The organism is Methylibium sp. T29-B, from assembly GCF_000576225.1.
GTDB lineage: Bacteria > Pseudomonadota > Gammaproteobacteria > Burkholderiales > Burkholderiaceae_C > Methylibium > Methylibium petroleiphilum.
Map to the genome: position 1 here is coordinate 1 of NZ_AZSN01000084.1, position 16564 is coordinate 16564.

At 68.3% G+C, this 16564-nt stretch carries 18 protein-coding genes and 3 pseudogenes; 17 read left to right on the top strand and 4 right to left on the bottom strand.

The annotated features are described in order from the left end of the window. The 9 genes and pseudogenes from Y694_RS13640 to Y694_RS13680 form a co-directional block, all read left to right on the top strand. The coding region (locus tag Y694_RS13640; RefSeq protein ID WP_036233325.1) for an HAD-IC family P-type ATPase at positions 1-653 on the top strand (653 nt) is incomplete at its 5' end. Continuing rightward, the gene (gene ccoS / locus Y694_RS13645) at positions 643-873 is read left to right on the top strand and encodes a cbb3-type cytochrome oxidase assembly protein CcoS (RefSeq protein ID WP_310732247.1); all 231 of its coding nucleotides are present in this window, start codon (positions 643-645) and stop codon (positions 871-873) included. The genes Y694_RS13640 and ccoS, both read left to right, overlap by 11 nt. Before the next feature lie 70 nt (positions 874-943). Next, positions 944-2385 (top strand): annotated as a pseudogene (gene ccoN, locus Y694_RS13650) (cytochrome-c oxidase, cbb3-type subunit I). 22 nt (positions 2386-2407) lie between these two features. Then, on the top strand, positions 2408-3037 hold the full coding sequence (ccoO, locus tag Y694_RS13655; protein WP_036233331.1) for a cytochrome-c oxidase, cbb3-type subunit II: 630 nt from the start codon (positions 2408-2410) through the stop codon (positions 3035-3037). A 16-nt stretch (positions 3038-3053) separates the two neighbouring features. Continuing rightward, complete coding sequence (locus Y694_RS13660; protein ID WP_011830064.1) at positions 3054-3224, top strand: CcoQ/FixQ family Cbb3-type cytochrome c oxidase assembly chaperone; 171 nt, start codon at positions 3054-3056, stop codon at positions 3222-3224. Further along, entirely contained in the window at positions 3217-4140 is a 924-nt protein-coding gene (gene ccoP, locus Y694_RS13665) for a cytochrome-c oxidase, cbb3-type subunit III (protein ID WP_036233335.1), read from the top strand. The genes Y694_RS13660 and ccoP overlap by 8 nt, the downstream gene beginning before the upstream one ends. Before the next feature lie 31 nt (positions 4141-4171). Next, positions 4172-5655: pseudogene (ccoG, locus tag Y694_RS13670) on the top strand (cytochrome c oxidase accessory protein CcoG). 24 nt (positions 5656-5679) lie between these two features. Beyond that, the gene (locus Y694_RS13675; protein ID WP_011830061.1) at positions 5680-5928 is read left to right on the top strand and encodes a hypothetical protein; all 249 of its coding nucleotides are present in this window, start codon (positions 5680-5682) and stop codon (positions 5926-5928) included. 35 nt (positions 5929-5963) lie between these two features. Beyond that, positions 5964-6218, top strand: a complete 255-nt coding sequence (locus Y694_RS13680) for a hypothetical protein (RefSeq protein ID WP_036233355.1) — start codon at positions 5964-5966, stop codon at positions 6216-6218. Between the two features lie 30 nt (positions 6219-6248). Here the strand turns inward: Y694_RS13680 and fnr are convergent, their stop codons facing one another. Continuing rightward, entirely contained in the window at positions 6249-6980 is a 732-nt protein-coding gene (gene fnr, locus Y694_RS13685) for a fumarate/nitrate reduction transcriptional regulator Fnr (protein WP_036233357.1), read from the bottom strand. Positions 6981-7156: 176 nt separating this feature from the next. Between fnr and hemN the strand changes: the two genes are divergently transcribed. The 3 genes and pseudogenes from hemN to icd all read left to right on the top strand — a co-directional run bounded on the left by hemN (position 7157) and on the right by icd (position 10674). Further along, a complete protein-coding gene (gene hemN / locus Y694_RS13690) occupies positions 7157-8587 on the top strand; it encodes an oxygen-independent coproporphyrinogen III oxidase (RefSeq protein WP_081782246.1) in 1431 nt (476 codons plus the stop codon). An 85-nt stretch (positions 8588-8672) separates the two neighbouring features. After that, positions 8673-9182, top strand: a pseudogene (locus Y694_RS23510) (sulfite exporter TauE/SafE family protein); the annotation flags it as partial. Positions 9183-9420: 238 nt separating this feature from the next. Continuing rightward, positions 9421-10674: an NADP-dependent isocitrate dehydrogenase gene (gene icd, locus Y694_RS13700; RefSeq protein WP_011830056.1), complete on the top strand. Its 1254-nt coding sequence runs from the start codon at positions 9421-9423 to the stop codon at positions 10672-10674. Between the two features lie 205 nt (positions 10675-10879). On the opposite strand, the gene Y694_RS13705 is transcribed toward icd, so the two are convergent. Continuing rightward, positions 10880-11083: a hypothetical protein gene (locus Y694_RS13705; protein WP_036233340.1), complete on the bottom strand. Its 204-nt coding sequence runs from the start codon at positions 11081-11083 to the stop codon at positions 10880-10882. A 360-nt stretch (positions 11084-11443) separates the two neighbouring features. Here Y694_RS13705 and Y694_RS13710 point away from each other — a divergent pair, with 360 nt between their 5' ends. The 3 genes from Y694_RS13710 to Y694_RS13720 all read left to right on the top strand — a co-directional run bounded on the left by Y694_RS13710 (position 11444) and on the right by Y694_RS13720 (position 12437). Further along, positions 11444-11680, top strand: a complete 237-nt coding sequence (locus tag Y694_RS13710) for a hypothetical protein (protein WP_036233343.1) — start codon at positions 11444-11446, stop codon at positions 11678-11680. Positions 11681-11752: 72 nt separating this feature from the next. Beyond that, on the top strand, positions 11753-12040 hold the full coding sequence (locus Y694_RS13715) for a hypothetical protein (protein ID WP_081771312.1): 288 nt from the start codon (positions 11753-11755) through the stop codon (positions 12038-12040). A 154-nt stretch (positions 12041-12194) separates the two neighbouring features. Next, positions 12195-12437, top strand: coding sequence for a hypothetical protein (locus Y694_RS13720; protein WP_152543503.1), 243 nt, complete (start codon positions 12195-12197; stop codon positions 12435-12437). Positions 12438-12559: 122 nt separating this feature from the next. Here the strand turns inward: Y694_RS13720 and Y694_RS13725 are convergent, their stop codons facing one another. Next, entirely contained in the window at positions 12560-12829 is a 270-nt protein-coding gene (locus Y694_RS13725; protein WP_036233346.1) for a cold-shock protein, read from the bottom strand. Between the two features lie 197 nt (positions 12830-13026). On the opposite strand from Y694_RS13725, the gene clpS reads away from it, so the two are divergent. Next, a complete protein-coding gene (gene clpS / locus Y694_RS13730; RefSeq protein WP_011830050.1) occupies positions 13027-13383 on the top strand; it encodes an ATP-dependent Clp protease adapter ClpS in 357 nt (118 codons plus the stop codon). Next, positions 13380-15686 (top strand): ATP-dependent Clp protease ATP-binding subunit ClpA, encoded by a 2307-nt coding sequence (gene clpA / locus Y694_RS13735; protein ID WP_036233349.1) that lies wholly within the window; start codon positions 13380-13382, stop codon positions 15684-15686. Before clpS ends, clpA begins: the two co-directional genes overlap by 4 nt. Positions 15687-15747: 61 nt before the next feature. Here clpA and Y694_RS13740 read toward each other — a convergent pair whose 3' ends face one another. Then, positions 15748-16542, bottom strand: coding sequence for a zinc-dependent peptidase (locus Y694_RS13740; protein ID WP_036233352.1), 795 nt, complete (start codon positions 16540-16542; stop codon positions 15748-15750). Positions 16543-16564 lie beyond the last annotated feature (22 nt).

The window sequence follows — 16564 nt, forward strand, 5'->3', positions numbered from 1 at the left end:
GGCGCTGGCGGCTCGGGTCGGCGGCCTGGGTCGGCGTCGTGCCGCCCACCGATCTTGCGCGGCCGGCGGTGTGGCTGGCGCCTCAGGACGGGACAGCGGCCCCGCCGCACGCGCGCTTCGAGTTCGACGAGGTGCTGCGCCCCGATACGGCCGGCCTGCTGCAATCGCTGCGCGAGCAAGGCATCAGGTTGCGCCTGCTCTCGGGCGATCGCGCGGGGGCCGTGCAGGCGGTGGCCCAGCGTCTGGGCCTCGCGGATGCACGGCACGACGCGACGCCGCAGGACAAGCTGGCCAGCCTGCGCGCACTGCAGCGCCAGGGGCACCGCGTCCTGATGGTGGGCGACGGCCTGAACGACGGCCCGGTGCTGGCCCAGGCCGACGTGTCCGTCGCGCTCGGCCACGGCGCGGCGCTCGCGCAGCAGCGCGCCGACATCGTGGTGCTGGGCAGCCGGCTCGGTGAGATTGCCCATGCGCGTGGCGTCGCACGTCGCTGTGCCGCCGTCGTGCGCCAGAACCTGGCCTGGGCGGCAGGCTACAACGCGGTCTGCGTGCCGCTGGCCCTGCTGGGCTGGCTGCCGCCGTGGGCTGCTGGGCTGGGCATGGCGCTCAGTTCGCTCGTCGTGGTCGGCAACGCGCTGCGCCTTGCGCGCTGAACACAAAGGGACGGCGGACCGGATGGACAGCCTTTACCTGCTTTTGCCGATTTCGGTGCTGCTTGCGCTGGTCGTGCTCGGTGTCTTCGCCTGGGCGGTGCACCACGGCCAGTTCGACGACCTCGAGCGCGAGGCCACCCGGGTGCTGGAAGAGCCCGGCGCCTGCGGCGCGCCCGCCACGGCGGCCGACCCGAACGCGCACGCATCGACCGAAGCTTGACCGGCGTCAAGCCGCATCAAGGCTCCGGTTCGGACACTCCCTGTCATCGACAGGATGCGAGGAGAGTTCGATGAACGCAATGGCGGCCCAGGGAGCAGCGCCGGTCTACGAGGATCGTGTGGTCACGCAGTTCGCGCTGGCGGCCGTGCTGTGGGGCGTGGTCGGCATGGCGGTGGGCGTGCTGATCGCAGCGCAGCTCACGTGGCCGGAACTCAACTTCGGCATTCCCTGGCTGAGCTACGGGCGGCTGCGGCCGCTGCATACCAACGCCGTGATCTTCGCGTTCGGCGGTTGCGCGCTGATGGCCACCTCCTTTCACGTGGTGCAGCGCACCTGCCAGGTCCGGTTGTTCGCGCCGGCGCTCGCGCACTTCACCTTCTGGGGCTGGCAGGCGGTGATCGTGCTGGCGGCGGTCACGCTGCCGCTGGGCATGACCAGCGGCAAGGAGTACGCGGAACTCGAGTGGCCGATCGACATCCTGATCACGCTGGTGTGGGTGGCCTACGCGGTGGTGTTCTTCGGCACCATCGGCATCCGCAAGGTGCGCCACATCTACGTGGCCAACTGGTTCTTCGGCGCCTTCATCCTGACGGTGGCGCTGCTGCACCTGGTGAACAGCGCGGCGCTGCCGGTGAGTCTGACCAAGAGCTACTCCGCCTACGCCGGCGTGCAGGATGCGATGGTGCAGTGGTGGTACGGCCACAATGCGGTGGGCTTCTTCCTGACGGCCGGCTTCCTCGGGATGATGTACTACTACATCCCCAAGCAGGCCGAGCGCCCGGTGTACAGCTACCGGCTGTCGATCGTGCACTTCTGGGCACTGATCTTCACCTACATGTGGGCAGGCCCCCACCACCTGCACTACACCGCCTTGCCCGACTGGGCGCAGAGCGTGGGCATGGTGTTCTCGCTGGTGCTGCTGGCGCCCAGCTGGGGCGGCATGATCAACGGGATCATGACCCTCAGCGGTGCCTGGCACAAGCTGCGCGACGACCCGATCCTGAAGTTCCTGATCGTCTCGCTGTCGTTCTACGGCATGTCGACCTTCGAGGGGCCGATGATGTCGATCAAGACCGTCAACGCGCTCTCCCACTACACCGATTGGACCGTCGGACACGTGCACAGCGGCGCGCTCGGCTGGGTGGGCTTCATCTCGATGGGCTCGCTGTACTACCTGATCCCGCGCATGTTCGGCCGCAAGGAGATGTACAGCGTGCGGGCGATCGAGCTGCACTTCTGGATCGCGACCATCGGCGTCGTGCTCTACATCGCCGCGATGTGGATCGCCGGCGTGATGCAGGGCCTGATGTGGCGCGCCATCAACCTGACGGCACGCTGGTCTACAGCTTCGTCGAGAGCGTGAAGGCGACCTTTCCGTTCTACGTGGTGCGCCTGCTCGGCGGCCTGCTGTACCTGAGCGGGATGCTGCTGATGGCCTGGAACGTGGTGATGACCGTGAAGGCGGGCCGCCGCGCGCTTGTGCCGGTGCCCACCGCGCTGGCGCGCGCCTGAACCCTGCCGAGGACCCGATGACATGAGCAACGAACACAACGCAGCGCCGGCCCGTGGCCACGAGCGCATCGAGACTACCAACTGGCTGATGATCGTGCTGATCCTGGTGGTGGTGGCTGTCGGCGGCCTGGTCGAGATCGTGCCGCTGTTCTTCCAGCGCAGCACCACCGAGCCGGTGCCCGGCCTCAAGCCCTACACGGCCCTGCAGGTGGCCGGCCGCGACGTCTACGTGCGCGAGGGTTGCTACAACTGCCACTCGCAGATGATCCGGCCGTTCCGCGCCGAGACGCTGCGCTACGGCCACTACTCGGTGGCGGGCGAGTTCGTCTACGACCGGCCGTTCCAGTGGGGCAGCAAGCGCACCGGTCCCGACCTGCACCGGGTTGGCGGGCGCTACAGCGACGAGTGGCATCGCCTGCACCTCGCGAACCCGCGCGACCTGGTGCCCGAGTCCAACATGCCCGCCTATCCCTGGCTCGCCAAGGCGGCGCTCGATCCGGCCGAGATGCCTGGAAAGCTGCGCGCGCTGCGCGCCCTGGGCGCGCCGTACACCGACGCCGAGCTGGCGCAGGCCGGCGAGGACGTCAAGGGCAAGACCGAGCTCGACGCGCTCGTGGCCTATCTCCAGGTGCTCGGCACCGCGGTGAAGTGAGAAGGGGACGCACGAAATGAGCCTGAACGAATTGCGGGCAGCCGTGACGCTGCTGTCCTTCCTGGTCTTCATCGGCATCGTCGCCTGGACCTTGTCGCGTCGGCGCAATGAGAGCTTCGAAGAAGCTGCCCGTCTGCCGTTCGCGGCCGACGAGGCCGCAACCCGGCTGGGGGGCCGTCATGAGTGATTTCGTCGCGGTCGGTTGGCCGCTGTTCATCGCCATCGTCACGATCGCCGGCCTCGCGGCGTGCCTGGTGCTGCTGTTCATCGCCAGCCGCCGTAAGGTGATGGCCGGCGACAACACCACCGGCCATGTCTGGGACGAGGATCTGCGCGAGCTGAACAACCCGCTGCCGCTGTGGTGGATGGGTCTGTTCGTGCTGACGGTGTTGTTCGGTGCGCTCTATCTGGTGCTCTATCCGGGGCTGGGCACCCACCCAGGCCAGCTGCGCTGGACCTCGCAGTCGGAGTACGAATCGGAGATGGCGCGCGGTCGCGCCCAAGTGGAGCCTCTCTACGCGCGCTTCACCACGATGTCGGCCGCCGAACTGGCGCGTGACCCGCAGGCCCATGCGCTGGGCGAGCGGCTGTTCATCAACAACTGCGCGCAGTGCCACGGTTCCGACGCGCGGGGCAGCAAGGGTTTTCCGAACCTGACCGATACCGACTGGCTGCACGGCGGGTCGCCCGAGCAGATTGCGCAATCGATTGCCCAGGGGCGCCAGGGCATGATGCCGCCGATGGCGGCGGCAGTCGGCAGCGCCGACGATGTGCGCAACGTCGCGAACTACGTGCTGAGCCTTTCGGGCAGCCCGCACGACAGCATCGCGGCCCAGATCGGACGCACCAAGTTCACGGCCTGCGCAGCCTGCCACGGCCCGGGCGGCAAGGGCAACCCGGCGCTCGGCGCGCCCAACCTCAGCGATCGGATCTGGCTGCACGGCTGGGGCGAGGAGGCGGTGGTCCGGATGATCAACGAAGGCAAGACCAACGTGATGCCGGCGCACGCCGGGCGGCTGAGCGATGCGCAGATCCAGGTGCTCGCCGCCTACGTCTGGGGGCTCTCGAACGGCGGGGCCACGACAACGGCCGCAGCGAAATGAGTCACCGCCGCCGCCCTGGCGCGAGTTGTCGATGAGTCGACCGGCGTCACGCGTGATCCCGATCGCGCCGGTGTCCGACGACACCGGCGAGATGGTCTCGCTGTATGCGAAGCAGGCGACCATCCACGCGCGTTCGGTGCATGGCTGGTTCGCTGCGTGGCGCTGGGCGCTGGTGTGGCTCACGCAGCTGGTGTTCTACGGGCTGCCCTGGCTGCCCTGGAACGGCCGCCCGGCGGTGCTGTTCGACCTGGGCGCACGGCGCTTCTACATCTTCGACCTGGTGCTCTACCCGCAGGACTTCATCTACCTGACGGGCCTGCTCATCCTGTCGGCTTACGGGCTGTTCCTGTTCACCGCGGTGGCAGGCCGCCTGTGGTGCGGCTACGCCTGCCCGCAGACGGTCTACACCGAGATCTTCATGTGGGTCGAGCACCATATCGAAGGCGACCGCCAGGCGCGCCTGAAGCTCGATGCCGCGCCCTGGGGCGCCGCGAAGCTGGCCCGCCGGTCGGCCAAGCACGCGGTGTGGCTGGCGATCGGCCTGTGGACTGGCTTCACCTTCGTCGGCTACTTCACGCCGATCCGCGAACTGGGCGGCGAGGTGCTCGCGCTGATCGGTCTGGCCGGCCCGGGGTCGGCCGGGCCCGGCCCCTGGGAAGCGTTCTGGGTGCTGTTCTACGGCTTCGCGACCTATGGCAACGCCGGCTTCATGCGCGAGCAGGTGTGCAAGTACATGTGCCCGTACGCGCGCTTCCAGAGCGCGATGTTCGACCACGACACCCTGATCATCAGCTATGACGGCGGGCGCGGAGAGCCGCGCGGCTCGCGCCCGCGCAGCCTGGCGCACGACGCGCTGGCCGCCCAGGGCAAAGGCGACTGCATCGACTGCACGCTGTGCGTGCAGGTCTGCCCGACCGGCATCGACATCCGCGAGGGGCTGCAATACGAGTGCATCGGTTGTGCCGCCTGCATCGACGTGTGCAACGGCGTGATGGACAAGATGGCGTATCCGCGCGGACTGATCCGCTATGCGACGCAGAACGGCCTGGCTGCCGGGCAGAGCAGGCTGGACTGGCGGCGTGTGTTCCGTCCGCGCGTGCTGGTCTACGGCGTGATCCTGCTGCTGATCTCGGTCGGCTTCGTCACCAGTCTCGTGCTGCGCAGCCCGATGCGCGTCGACGTGGTGCGCGACCGCGGTACGTTGGCAAGGCTGGTCGACGAAGGGCGCATCGAGAATGTCTACCGGTTGCAGATCATGAACGCCACCGAGTCGGAGCAGCGCTACCGGGTGGTGGTGAGCGGCATCGCCGGCGCGCAGGCGCAGGTGCGTGACGAGGTGCGGCTGGCCCCGGCCGAGTCGCGCTGGGTGCCTGTCGCGGTGCAAGTGCCGCCGCAGAGCGCCGCGGCCCTGGGCCCCGGCGCCCACCCCTGCGCTTCGAGATCATCCGCGAGGCCGACGGCATGCAGCCGGCGGCCAGCGTGTCCGAGAAATCCACCTTCGTCGTGCCGCGCTGAACGCGGCCCTCTCCGGAGCAACCCATGACCCCGAACGAGAACGCAACCCGCCCGACGCCCGCGCCTGAGCGGCCGCTGCCCTGGTGGCGCGAGCCCATGCTGTGGCTGGTGCTGGGCGGCCCGCTGGCGGTCGTGGTGGCTGGCATCGTCACTGCCGTGATCGCCGTGCGTGGCAGCGACCCGGTGCTCAGCCGCAGCAGCGAACCGCTGGGCAGCGACACGCCGGCAGTGCAGGCGCGCAATCATGCGGCCACGCCGCGCCCCGAGCGCTGAGCGTGGTGCCGCCCGTCGACCCGGAGCTCGCGACGATGAGACAACGCACGCTGTGGATCGCCTGGCCGTCGTTCCTGATGGCGGGTGTGCTGGAGGTCCTGGTGTTCAGCGCAGCCGACCCGGCGGAACTGAACGGCTGGGTCGGGCGCGCGCTGGAGACGGTGTCGCCGGCTGGCGTCTACACGCTGGCCTTCTTCGCGTTCTGGACCGTGTGCGCGCTGACGTCGATGTTGACGCTGCTACTGGCAACGCCGGAGCCGGCCAATACCGAGCCGCGCCGCTGGCCCTGAGTCGCGCCGGGCGAGGCAGGCGGCGAACCTTCAGCAGGCCGGGCCGTTGACGAGCCGGCGCAGCCCGGATTCGTCGAGCACGCGGATGTCGCGCTGCTTCACCTCGAGCAGACCTTCGTCCTGGAACTTCGAGAAGGTGCGGCTCACGGTCTCCAGCTTGAGACCGAGGTAGCTGCCGATCTCCTCGCGCGTCATGCGCAGCACGAGCGACGAGGCCGAGAAGCCGCGTGCCTGCAGGCGCTGCGTGAGGTTCAGCAGGAAGGCCGCGAGCCGCTCCTCGGCCCGCATGCTGCCGAGCAGCAGCATCACGCCGTGGTCGCGCACGATCTCGCGGCTCATGATCTTGTGGAACTGGTGCTGCAGCGGCGTGGATTCGCGCGACAGCTTCTCGAGCTGCGAGTAGGGGATCTGGCAGACCTGGGAGTCCTCCAGCGCCACCGCGTCGCAGGCATGGCGGTCGGTGCTGATGCCGTCCAGTCCCAGCAGTTCGCCGGCCATCTGGAAGCCGGTCACCTGGTCGCGGCCGTCGTCGGCGGACACGCAGGTCTTGAAGAAGCCGGTGCGCACCGCATAAAGCGACTCGAAGCGATCCCCGGCGTGGAACAGCGTGTCGCCGCGCTTCACGGGGCGGCGGCTGCCGACCAGCTGGTCGAGGTGGTCGAGATCGTCGTCCGACAGCCCCACCGGCAGGCAGAGCTCGCGCAGGTTGCAACTGGAGCATGCGACCTTGAGGGCCTCGATGCGGATCGGTTCACGTTCCATGCGCTTCATTATGATCTTGTGCGCCACCCGCGATGGAGCATGTGAGTCGGCGGCAGTGTCGTGAGGGGCAAGTTGCATGATCGACCTCAAGCTGTGCGTGGATTGTCGGAGGCCGCCGGCGACCGGCCTTGACCCAGATCAAGAGCCCGGTGAGAGGCCCTCGGCACAGTCCGGACATGCCCCCTCCGACCCTGACCGACATGCTGGAACCGGCTGCGCCGAGCGAGGAACTCCTGAGTCGTCTGGACGCCGGTGGGCCGCGCTACACCTCCTACCCGACTGCCGACCGCTTCGTGGAGGCCTTCGGCCCCGCTCAGTACCGGCAGGCCCTGGGCCAGCGCCGCAGCGGCGCCCCGGCGGCCGGCGCGGTGGGCGGCGGCACACCGCTGTCGATCTACGTCCACATCCCATTCTGCGAGTCGGTCTGCTACTACTGCGCCTGCAACAAGGTGATCACCCGGCAGCACCGGCGCGGCACCGAGTACCTGGAGTGGCTGGGCCGCGAGGTGGCATTGCACCAGGACGTGATCGGCAGCCGCCAGCGCGTCAGTCAGCTGCACCTCGGCGGCGGTACGCCGACCTTCCTGGACGATGCGGAGCTGTCGCAGCTGATGGCCCTGCTGCGCGGCGCCTTCGACCTGCAGCCGCAGGCCGAATGCTCGATCGAGGTCGACCCGCGCACCGTCAGTGCCTCGCGGCTTTCGCACCTGAAGGCGCTGGGCTTCAACCGCCTGAGCTTCGGCGTGCAGGACTTCGACCCCGAAGTGCAGCACGCGGTGCACCGCGTGCAGCCGGCCGAGCAGGTGGAGGCGCTGATCGCCAGCGCGCGCGCATTGGGCTTCGATTCGATCAACGTCGACCTGATCCACGGCTTGCCCAAGCAGACCCCGGCCTCGCTGGCCCGGACGGTGGAGCAGGTGGCGCGGTTGCGGCCGGACCGCGTGGCGCTCTACAGCTATGCGCATCTGCCGCAGCGCTTCAAGCCGCAGCGGCGCATCCATGCGGCAGACCTGCCGGGCACCGCCCAGCGCGTGACGATGCTGTCGAACGCGATCGCCGCCTTCCTGGCGCACGGCTACGACTACATCGGCATGGACCACTTCGCCCTGCCGGGTGACGCGCTGGCCGCGGCCAAGCGGCAGGGCCGGCTGCACCGCAATTTCCAGGGCTACAGCACCCAGCCCGACTGCGACCTGATCGGCCTGGGCGTCTCGGCCATCGGCCGCATCGGCGCGACCTACAGCCAGAACGCGAAGACGCTGCCGGAGTACCAGGACGCCCTGCGCTCCGGGGAACTGCCGGTGGTGCGCGGCCTCGTGCTGACGCGGGACGATGTGGTGCGCCGCTCGGTGATCATGGCGCTGATGTGCCAGGGGCGGGTGGTGTTCGAATCCATCGAACTGGCCCACCTGCTCGATTTCCGCCGCTACTTCGAGGCCGAACTGCGCCGGCTGCAGCCACTGGCCGGGCAGGGGCTGATCGAGATCGACGACGACGCGATCCAGCTCACCCCGCTGGGCTGGTACTTCGTGCGCGCGGTGGCGATGGTGTTCGATCGTCACCTGCAGGCCGACCGCGATCGCGAACGCTATTCGCGGCTGATCTGACGCAAGGGACAGTCACCGCATGAGCCTCTCGCTGGTGGCGGCCGGGCTGGCGATCGGCATCGCGGGCAGTCCGCACTGTGCCGCGATGTGCGCCGCGCCCTGCGCGGCGATCGAGCGGTCCTGCGGCGGCGCACGGCCTGCGCGGGCCGCCGCCGCCCTGCATCTGGGGCGCCTGCTGTCCTACGGCCTGGCGGGGGCGCTGGTGGCTACCGGGGCGGGATGGATGGCCGAACTGGCCCAGGCCACCCGCTGGTTGCGGCCGCTGTGGACCCTGCTGCAGGTGGCCGTGGTGGTGTTCGGCCTGTGGCTGCTGGTGGCCGGACGCATGCCCCGCGTCGTGCTGGGCACCGGCTCCGCACCCGGCGTGGCCATCCCCATGCTCGGGCCGCTCCCTGCGATGGGGCGGCGGCGCGGCTGGGGCTGGGCCGGTACGGCCGGTGCGCTGTGGGCGGCCTGGCCTTGCGGCCTGCTCTATTCAGCGCTGGTCGTTGCGGCGCTGGCCGACGGGCCGCTGGCGGGCGCGGCGGTCATGCTCGCCTTCGCGCTGGGCGGCGGGCTGGCCTTGCTGTTCGGCCGCGGCGTGCTCGGTCGACTGGGGCAGGGCGCCGGCGCGGCGAGGTGGGCCGGTGCCCTGCTGGTGATGGCTGGCGGATGGGCGATCTGGCTGCAGCTGACCGGTCCGTCCGGGCATGGTGCAAGGTGGTCTGACGCAGCGGATCGACGGTGCTCGCGGCCGCCGTCCGGCGGCTCGCTGCACCGCACGATGGCTCGCCTAGAATCGAAGCCACCCCCTCTGTTCCTTCCGACCCCTTACCCAGCGGAGACGCAAGTCCATGTACCAGCACATCAAGGTGCCTGCCGACGGCCAAAAGATCACCGTCAATGCCGATTTCTCGCTCAACGTGCCCGATCAGCCGATCATCCCCTTCATCGAGGGCGACGGCACCGGCTTCGACATCACGCCGGTGATGATCAAGGTGGTCGACGCGGCGGTCGAGAAAAGCTACGGCGGCAAGCGCAAGATCCACTGGATGGAGATCTACGCTGGCGAGAAGTCGACCAAGGTCTACGGCCCCGACGTCTGGCTGCCGGAAGAGACGCTGCAGGTCCTGAAGGAGTATGTGGTCTCGATCAAGGGCCCGCTCACCACGCCCGTGGGCGGTGGCATCCGCTCGCTCAACGTGGCGTTGCGCCAGGAGCTCGACCTCTACGTCTGTCTGCGCCCGATCCAGTACTTCGAGGGGGTGCCGAGCCCGGTGAAGGAGCCGCACAAGACCAACATGGTGATCTTCCGCGAGAACTCGGAGGACATCTACGCCGGCATCGAGTTCGAAGCCGAGAGCGAGAAGGCCAAGAAGCTCATCAAGATCCTGCAGGATGAATTCGGTGTCAAGAAGATCCGCTTCCCCGCCACATCGGGCATCGGCATCAAGCCGGTGTCGCGCGAGGGCACCGAGCGCTTGGTGCGCAAGGCCATCCAGTACGCGATCGACAACGACAAGCCCAGCGTGACGATCGTGCACAAGGGCAACATCATGAAGTTCACCGAGGGCGGTTTCCGCGACTGGGCCTATGGCCTGGCGCAGAAGGAGTTCGGCGCGCAGCCGATCGACGGCGGCCCGTGGTGCAAGTTCAAGAACCCGAAGACCGGCAAGGAGATCACCGTCAAGGACTCGATCGCCGACGCCTTCCTGCAGCAGATCCTGCTGCGCCCGGCCGAGTACTCGGTGATCGCCACGCTCAACCTGAACGGTGACTACGTGTCCGACGCGCTGGCCGCGCAGGTGGGCGGCATCGGCATTGCGCCGGGGGCCAACCTGTCGGACTCGATCGCGATGTTCGAGGCCACCCACGGCACTGCGCCCAAGTACGCCGGCAAGGACTACGTGAACCCGGGCTCCGAGATCCTGTCGGCCGAGATGATGCTGCGCCACATGGGCTGGACCGAGGCGGCCGACCTCGTCATCTCGTCGATGGAGAAGTCGATCCTGTCGAAGAAGGTCACCTACGACTTCGCGCGCTTGCTGGACGGCGCCACGCAGGTCAGCTGCTCGGGCTTCGGGCAGGTGATGATCGACAACATGTGATGAGCCTGCCGGCAGGTGCCGGTAGCCACATATCAGCCCCAGTGCATTGATTTGCCTGGGGCTTTTTCATTTTGCGGCATACGGGCTCGCGAAGATCTCGATGCAGGACTGCGGGCGCGCTGGACCGCGTTCGCGGCAGCGTTCCTGTCGGGGCTCGGGAGCGAGGCGGCCGGCGGCAGGCATGCGCCTGCGGCGAATGCAGCGCCTAACGCGGTGCGCGAACGAAAAGCACGAACGCCGCGAGCAGGAACGCGATCTGGGCCAGCGAGCGGATCCAGATCGGCCACGGTGCCATCGCACGCTCCAGCCGATCGACTTCATCGGCCACCGCGCGGAATCCGGCAGGATCGACGTAGTCTTCGCGGCCACGAGGCACTTCGAGGTATCCGTTGCAGTTTTGCGTTCCCATGCGAGCGATTGAAACGCAGGCGGTGGAGCGACGGGCGTGCAAAGCTCACGCGACGAGCCTGTCGTTTGCCGCGCCACCTATTGAAGGGGGATTGCCTGCGTCCCGGCGTTCCGCAGGCCACGCGGCCGGCGTGAGCGATTCCGCTGGCGCCGCCGTCGAGCACCGGGCGCTTGTCCTACGAGAGCTTGCGGCGGCGTCCTTGTGACATCGCGGTCCGGATGTCCGAGCATGAGGCTCCTTCAGAGAACCAAGGAGTGCCGACATGGGCAAGTACTTTCTGGGCTGGATACTGGGCGTGCCGACGATCGTGCTGGTGGTCCTCTACCTCGTCTTCAACTGAAGCCGGGCGCGGAGCTTCCGATGGCCTGGTTCAGGTTCCGTTCCCGCAAGTCCGCTGTGGAATCGGCGCGGCAGCCGTCGGCCGCGCCGCTCGATCTGGAACTCGACGATTCCGCGGCCTCCGATCCGACCTGGCTGGACTCGACCCGTGAACTGCGCACCGGCCTCACCGTGATCGAGCATCCGATCGATACGCTGCCGGGGGAGTTGCAGGAGGCGCTCGCCACCGCAAGAAGGGCGGCCAGGCGACGGCCCTGAACGCTGGCTGGGCCGGGTGGGCTGCGAACCGATTGCCGATGGTGGCCCGCACGTTGTAATGTGATGACCGACATGGATACCGGCGACCAATCCTTCAACAACCGCGACGAGCTGACGCGCGCCCGCGTGGCCGGCTGCTTCTCGTGCCTGGGTATCTTCCGCCCGGCCGACATCGTGTTGTGGCTGCACGAGGACAGCACGGCGGCGTGCCCGATCTGCGGGGCGGACACCGTGCTGCCGCACGTGGACAGCCTGGCCGCTCTGCGGGCGATCCATGCCGGCCTGGTGAGCACCGAGGAAACGATCCCGGCCGTGCTGGACATGACGCCGCCTGCCGGTCGCGGGCCGGGCGGAGCGTAGCCCGGTCGCCGGCGTGCCGTGGCATCTTTCGCACTGCACAGCCGTTGCATCGTGTCCGCCCCTCAGAGAGGGGGACGGCAGCGGGCCCGGCATTTGCGATGCTTCTTTCCGCAGCCGGCACGCGCGTTTCGCGCGCCGCCCCGCAGAGGGAGCCATGGCATTCTTCAAGTCCCCCAAAAAGCGCGTACTTCCCTTGCCCGATCTGGAGTGCGTGGTCCCGGTCAGTCCCGAGCCGCCCGCCGACCCCCAGGGCGCGGGCTGGCTGGTGTCGTCGTTCGACCTGCGTCAGGGGCTCGACGTGTCCGAGTCGCCGCTCGACACGCTGCCGGTCGACCTGTTCGCGGAACTGCAGCCGGTTCGCCCAGCGCCGGACGAGGCGGGTGGGCACTCCCGCTGAAGCCCTGCTGACTGCATGAATCCGGTGCGCCACCGGCGCGCGTTGGGGCAGAGCCGAAGTCCGCCGGAGCGGCATCGCCGCATTCCAGTGCACGCCGTCGCGCCTGTCGGCGCGGATGAGCCTCAGTGGCCGGCGGCCAGTTCCCGGTCGTTGGCCGGAACGCGGACCGCTGCCGGGTCGGCGCGGCTTTCCAGCGGGGCGATGTTCTGGGCCAGCTTGCCCTTGGGGCCGTCCACCAGTTCGAAGCTGACGCGGGCCCCTTGCTTCAGCGTGCGAAAGCCGTCCATCAGGATGGCCGAAAAATGGGCGAACACGTCTTCGCCGCCACCCTCGGGTTCGATGAAGCCGAAGCCCTTGGCATCGTTGAACCACTTGACCGTGCCGTTGACCATGGACGTTCTCCAACCCCTCGACGGACGATTCTGGGCAGGGCGGCCGCGGCCTGTCAAGCCGGCGCCGGCCGTGACGGACGAACGGGATAGGGCGGCCAGCGTGCGTGCGCGGCGCGCCGAGGCCTTGAGTTCGGGCTCAGTGGTGTCATATTGACCGGCATGGAAGTCGCTACCCAGCAGTCGATAGAATCTTTTCCATGCCCGACGACACCGTACCGCCCACTCCCCCGAAGCGCCCGGTCACCAAGCCGGACGACGGGCAGGGCGCGGTCGTGGCCGAACGGCAATCGGCCCGCGTCGAGCCGCCCCGGATGTACCAGGTGGTGCTGCTCAATGACGACTACACGCCGATGGAGTTCGTCGTGATGGTCCTGCAGGAATTCTTCCAGCGGGATATCGAGACGGCGACGCAGATCATGCTCAAAATCCACCACGAAGGTCGGGGCGTGTGCGGCGTCTACACGAAAGATGTCGCCTCGACCAAGGTCGAGTCGGTGCTCGCTGCGGCCAAGCGGTCGGGGCACCCGTTGCAATGCACTATGGAGGCCGCATGATTGCGCAAGAACTGGAAGTCAGCCTGCACATGGCGTTCGTCGAAGCGCGTCAGCAGCGCCACGAATTCATCACGGTCGAGCATCTGCTGCTCGCGCTGCTCGACAACCCGTCCGCCGCCGAAGTGCTGCGTGCCTGCTCGGCCAGCCTCGATGACCTGCGCAAGAGCCTGACGCAGTTCATCAAGGAGAACACGCCCACGGTCGGCGGCACCGACGAAGTCGACACCCAACCCACGCTGGGATTCCAGCGCGTGATCCAGCGCGCGATCATGCACGTGCAGTCCACCGGGTCCGGCAAGAAGGAAGTGACGGGCGCCAACGTGCTGGTGGCGATCTTCGGCGAGAAGGATTCGCACGCGGTGTACTACCTGCACCAGCAGGGCGTGACGCGGCTGGACGTGGTGAACTTCATCGCCCACGGCATCAAGAAGTCCGAGCCGCCCGAGCCTTCCAAGGGCGCCGAGGGCGGCAGCGGCGAAGGCGAGAAGGAAGAGTCCGGCGAAGGCAAGGGCTCGCCGCTGGACCAGTTCACCCAGAACCTCAACCAGCTCGCCCGTGACGGCAAGATCGATCCGCTGATCGGCCGCGAGCACGAGGTCGAGCGGGTGATCCAGGTGCTGTGCCGCCGCCGCAAGAACAACCCGCTGCTGGTGGGCGAGGCCGGGGTCGGCAAGACCGCGATCGCCGAGGGCCTGGCGTGGCGCATCACGCAGAACGACGTGCCCGAGATCCTGGCCGACGCGACCGTCTACTCGCTCGACATGGGCGCGCTGCTGGCCGGCACCAAGTACCGCGGCGATTTCGAGCAGCGCCTGAAGGGCGTGTTGAAGGCCTTGAAGGAGCAGCCGCATGCGGTGCTGTTCATCGACGAAATCCACACGCTGATCGGCGCCGGCGCCGCATCGGGCGGCACGCTCGACGCCAGCAACCTGCTGAAGCCGGCGCTCGGCTCCGGGCAGCTCAAGTGCATCGGCGCGACCACGTTCACCGAGTACCGCGGCATCTTCGAGAAGGATGCGGCACTGTCGCGGCGCTTCCAGAAGGTCGACGTGGTCGAGCCTTCGGTCGAGCAGACCATCGAGATCCTGAAGGGGCTGAAGTCGCGCTTCGAGGAGCACCACAGCGTGAAGTACGCGCTGGGCGCGCTGCAGGCCGCAGCCGAGCTGTCGGCCAAGTTCATCAACGACCGCCATCTGCCCGACAAGGCGATCGACGTGATCGACGAGGCCGGTGCCGCCCAGCGCATCCTGCCCAAGAGCAAGCAGAAGAAGACGATCAACCGCGCGGAGGTCGAGGAGATCGTCGCCAAGATCGCGCGCATCCCGCCGCAGAGCGTCAGCAACGACGACCGCGGCAAGCTGAAGAACCTGGACCGCGACCTGAAGAGCGTGGTGTTCGGTCAGGACCCGGCGCTCGACGCGCTGGCGTCGGCCATCAAGATGGCGCGCTCGGGCCTGGGCAAGCCGGACAAGCCGATCGGCTCCTTCCTGTTCAGCGGCCCCACCGGCGTCGGCAAGACCGAGGCGGCGAAGCAGCTGGCCTTCATCCTCGGCATCGAGCTGGTGCGCTTCGACATGTCCGAGTACATGGAGCGCCACACGGTCAGTCGCCTGATCGGCGCGCCGCCGGGCTACGTGGGCTTCGACCAGGGTGGGCTGCTGACCGAGGCGGTCACCAAGAAGCCGCACTGCGTGCTGCTGCTCGATGAGATCGAGAAGGCCCACCCCGACGTCTTCAACGTGCTGCTGCAGGTCATGGACCACGGCACGCTGACCGACAACAACGGGCGCAAGGCCGATTTCCGCAACGTGATCATCATCATGACCACGAACGCCGGCGCGGAGACGATGAACAAGTCGACCATCGGCTTCACGAATGCCCGCGAGTCGGGCGACGAGATGGCCGACATCAAGCGCCTGTTCACGCCGGAGTTCCGCAACCGGCTCGACGCAATCGTCAGCTTCCGTGCGCTCGACGAGGAGATCATCCTGCGGGTGGTCGACAAGTTCCTGCTGCAGCTCGAGAGCCAGCTGGCCGAGAAGAAGGTCGACGTGACTTTCTCCGACGCCCTGCGCAAGCACCTGGCGAAGAAGGGCTTCGATCCGCTGATGGGGGCGCGGCCGATGCAGCGTCTGATCCAGGACACGATCCGCCGCGCGCTGGCCGACGAACTGCTGTTCGGCCGCCTGGTCGATGGCGGGCGCCTGTCGGTCGACATCGACGCCGAAGGACAGCCGGTGCTCGATATCACACCGTGGAAGAAGAGCGACAAGCCGAAATCGGAACCGGCCACGGCCGACTGACCCGGCCACAGGCCGGCAGCGGCTTGCAGGCAGCGGGGAGCTTCGGCTCCCCGTTGTGCTTTCAGGGCCCGGGCTGCGGCGCCAGGCGGGCAGCCGGGTCCTGCCTGAAGTAGTCGCGGAACAGCTCGTACAGCGCGGGCTGCTCGTCGCGCAGCGTGTGCGGTGCGACGAAGAAGGCCTCGGCCGCCACCGGAAAGAACTCTTCGATCGCCTCCGCGCCATACGGGTCGAGGAAGGGTTCGCGGCCGGCGTCGAGTTCGCGGCACAGCCGCTGGTAGGCCGCTTCCAGCACTTGCAGCCAGTGAGCGCGCGCGGTGCGACCGGCCAGCACCGGAACGCCGTCGGCCGGCAGGCCGTCGGCCATGTCCAGCACGTGCACGAACTCGTGGATCACGACGTTGTAGCCGCGTTCGGCGGTGACGCCGGCCTCGGCCACGTCGTGCCAGGACAGCATCACCGGACCGCCCTCCATGGCCTCGCCGGTGAGCACCTCCTCGTAGCGGTGCAGGATCCCATCTTCGTCCAGGTGCTCGCGCTGTGCCACCACCTCGTCGGCATGCACCACGATGCCGACGAAGCCGTCATAGGCCGCCAGGCCGAGCTCCAGCACCGGCAGGCAGGCCTGCGCGGCAATCGCGACGGCGATCTCGTCACTGAGTTCCAGGCCCCCGACCGTGGTGAATTCCTTGTCCGCCAGGAACAGGCTGACCAGCGCGCGCAGACGCTCGCGCCCGGCGTCGTCGAGCGCGGCGAGGAAGGGGTAGCGCTGCAGCGTCAGCTGCCACAACGCCGAGGGCACCGCCCGCGTGCGCAGCGTGCGGGCCTCCCGTCGGCGGCGCCACCAGCGCGCGATCACGGTGCAGCGTGCGCGGCCGGAG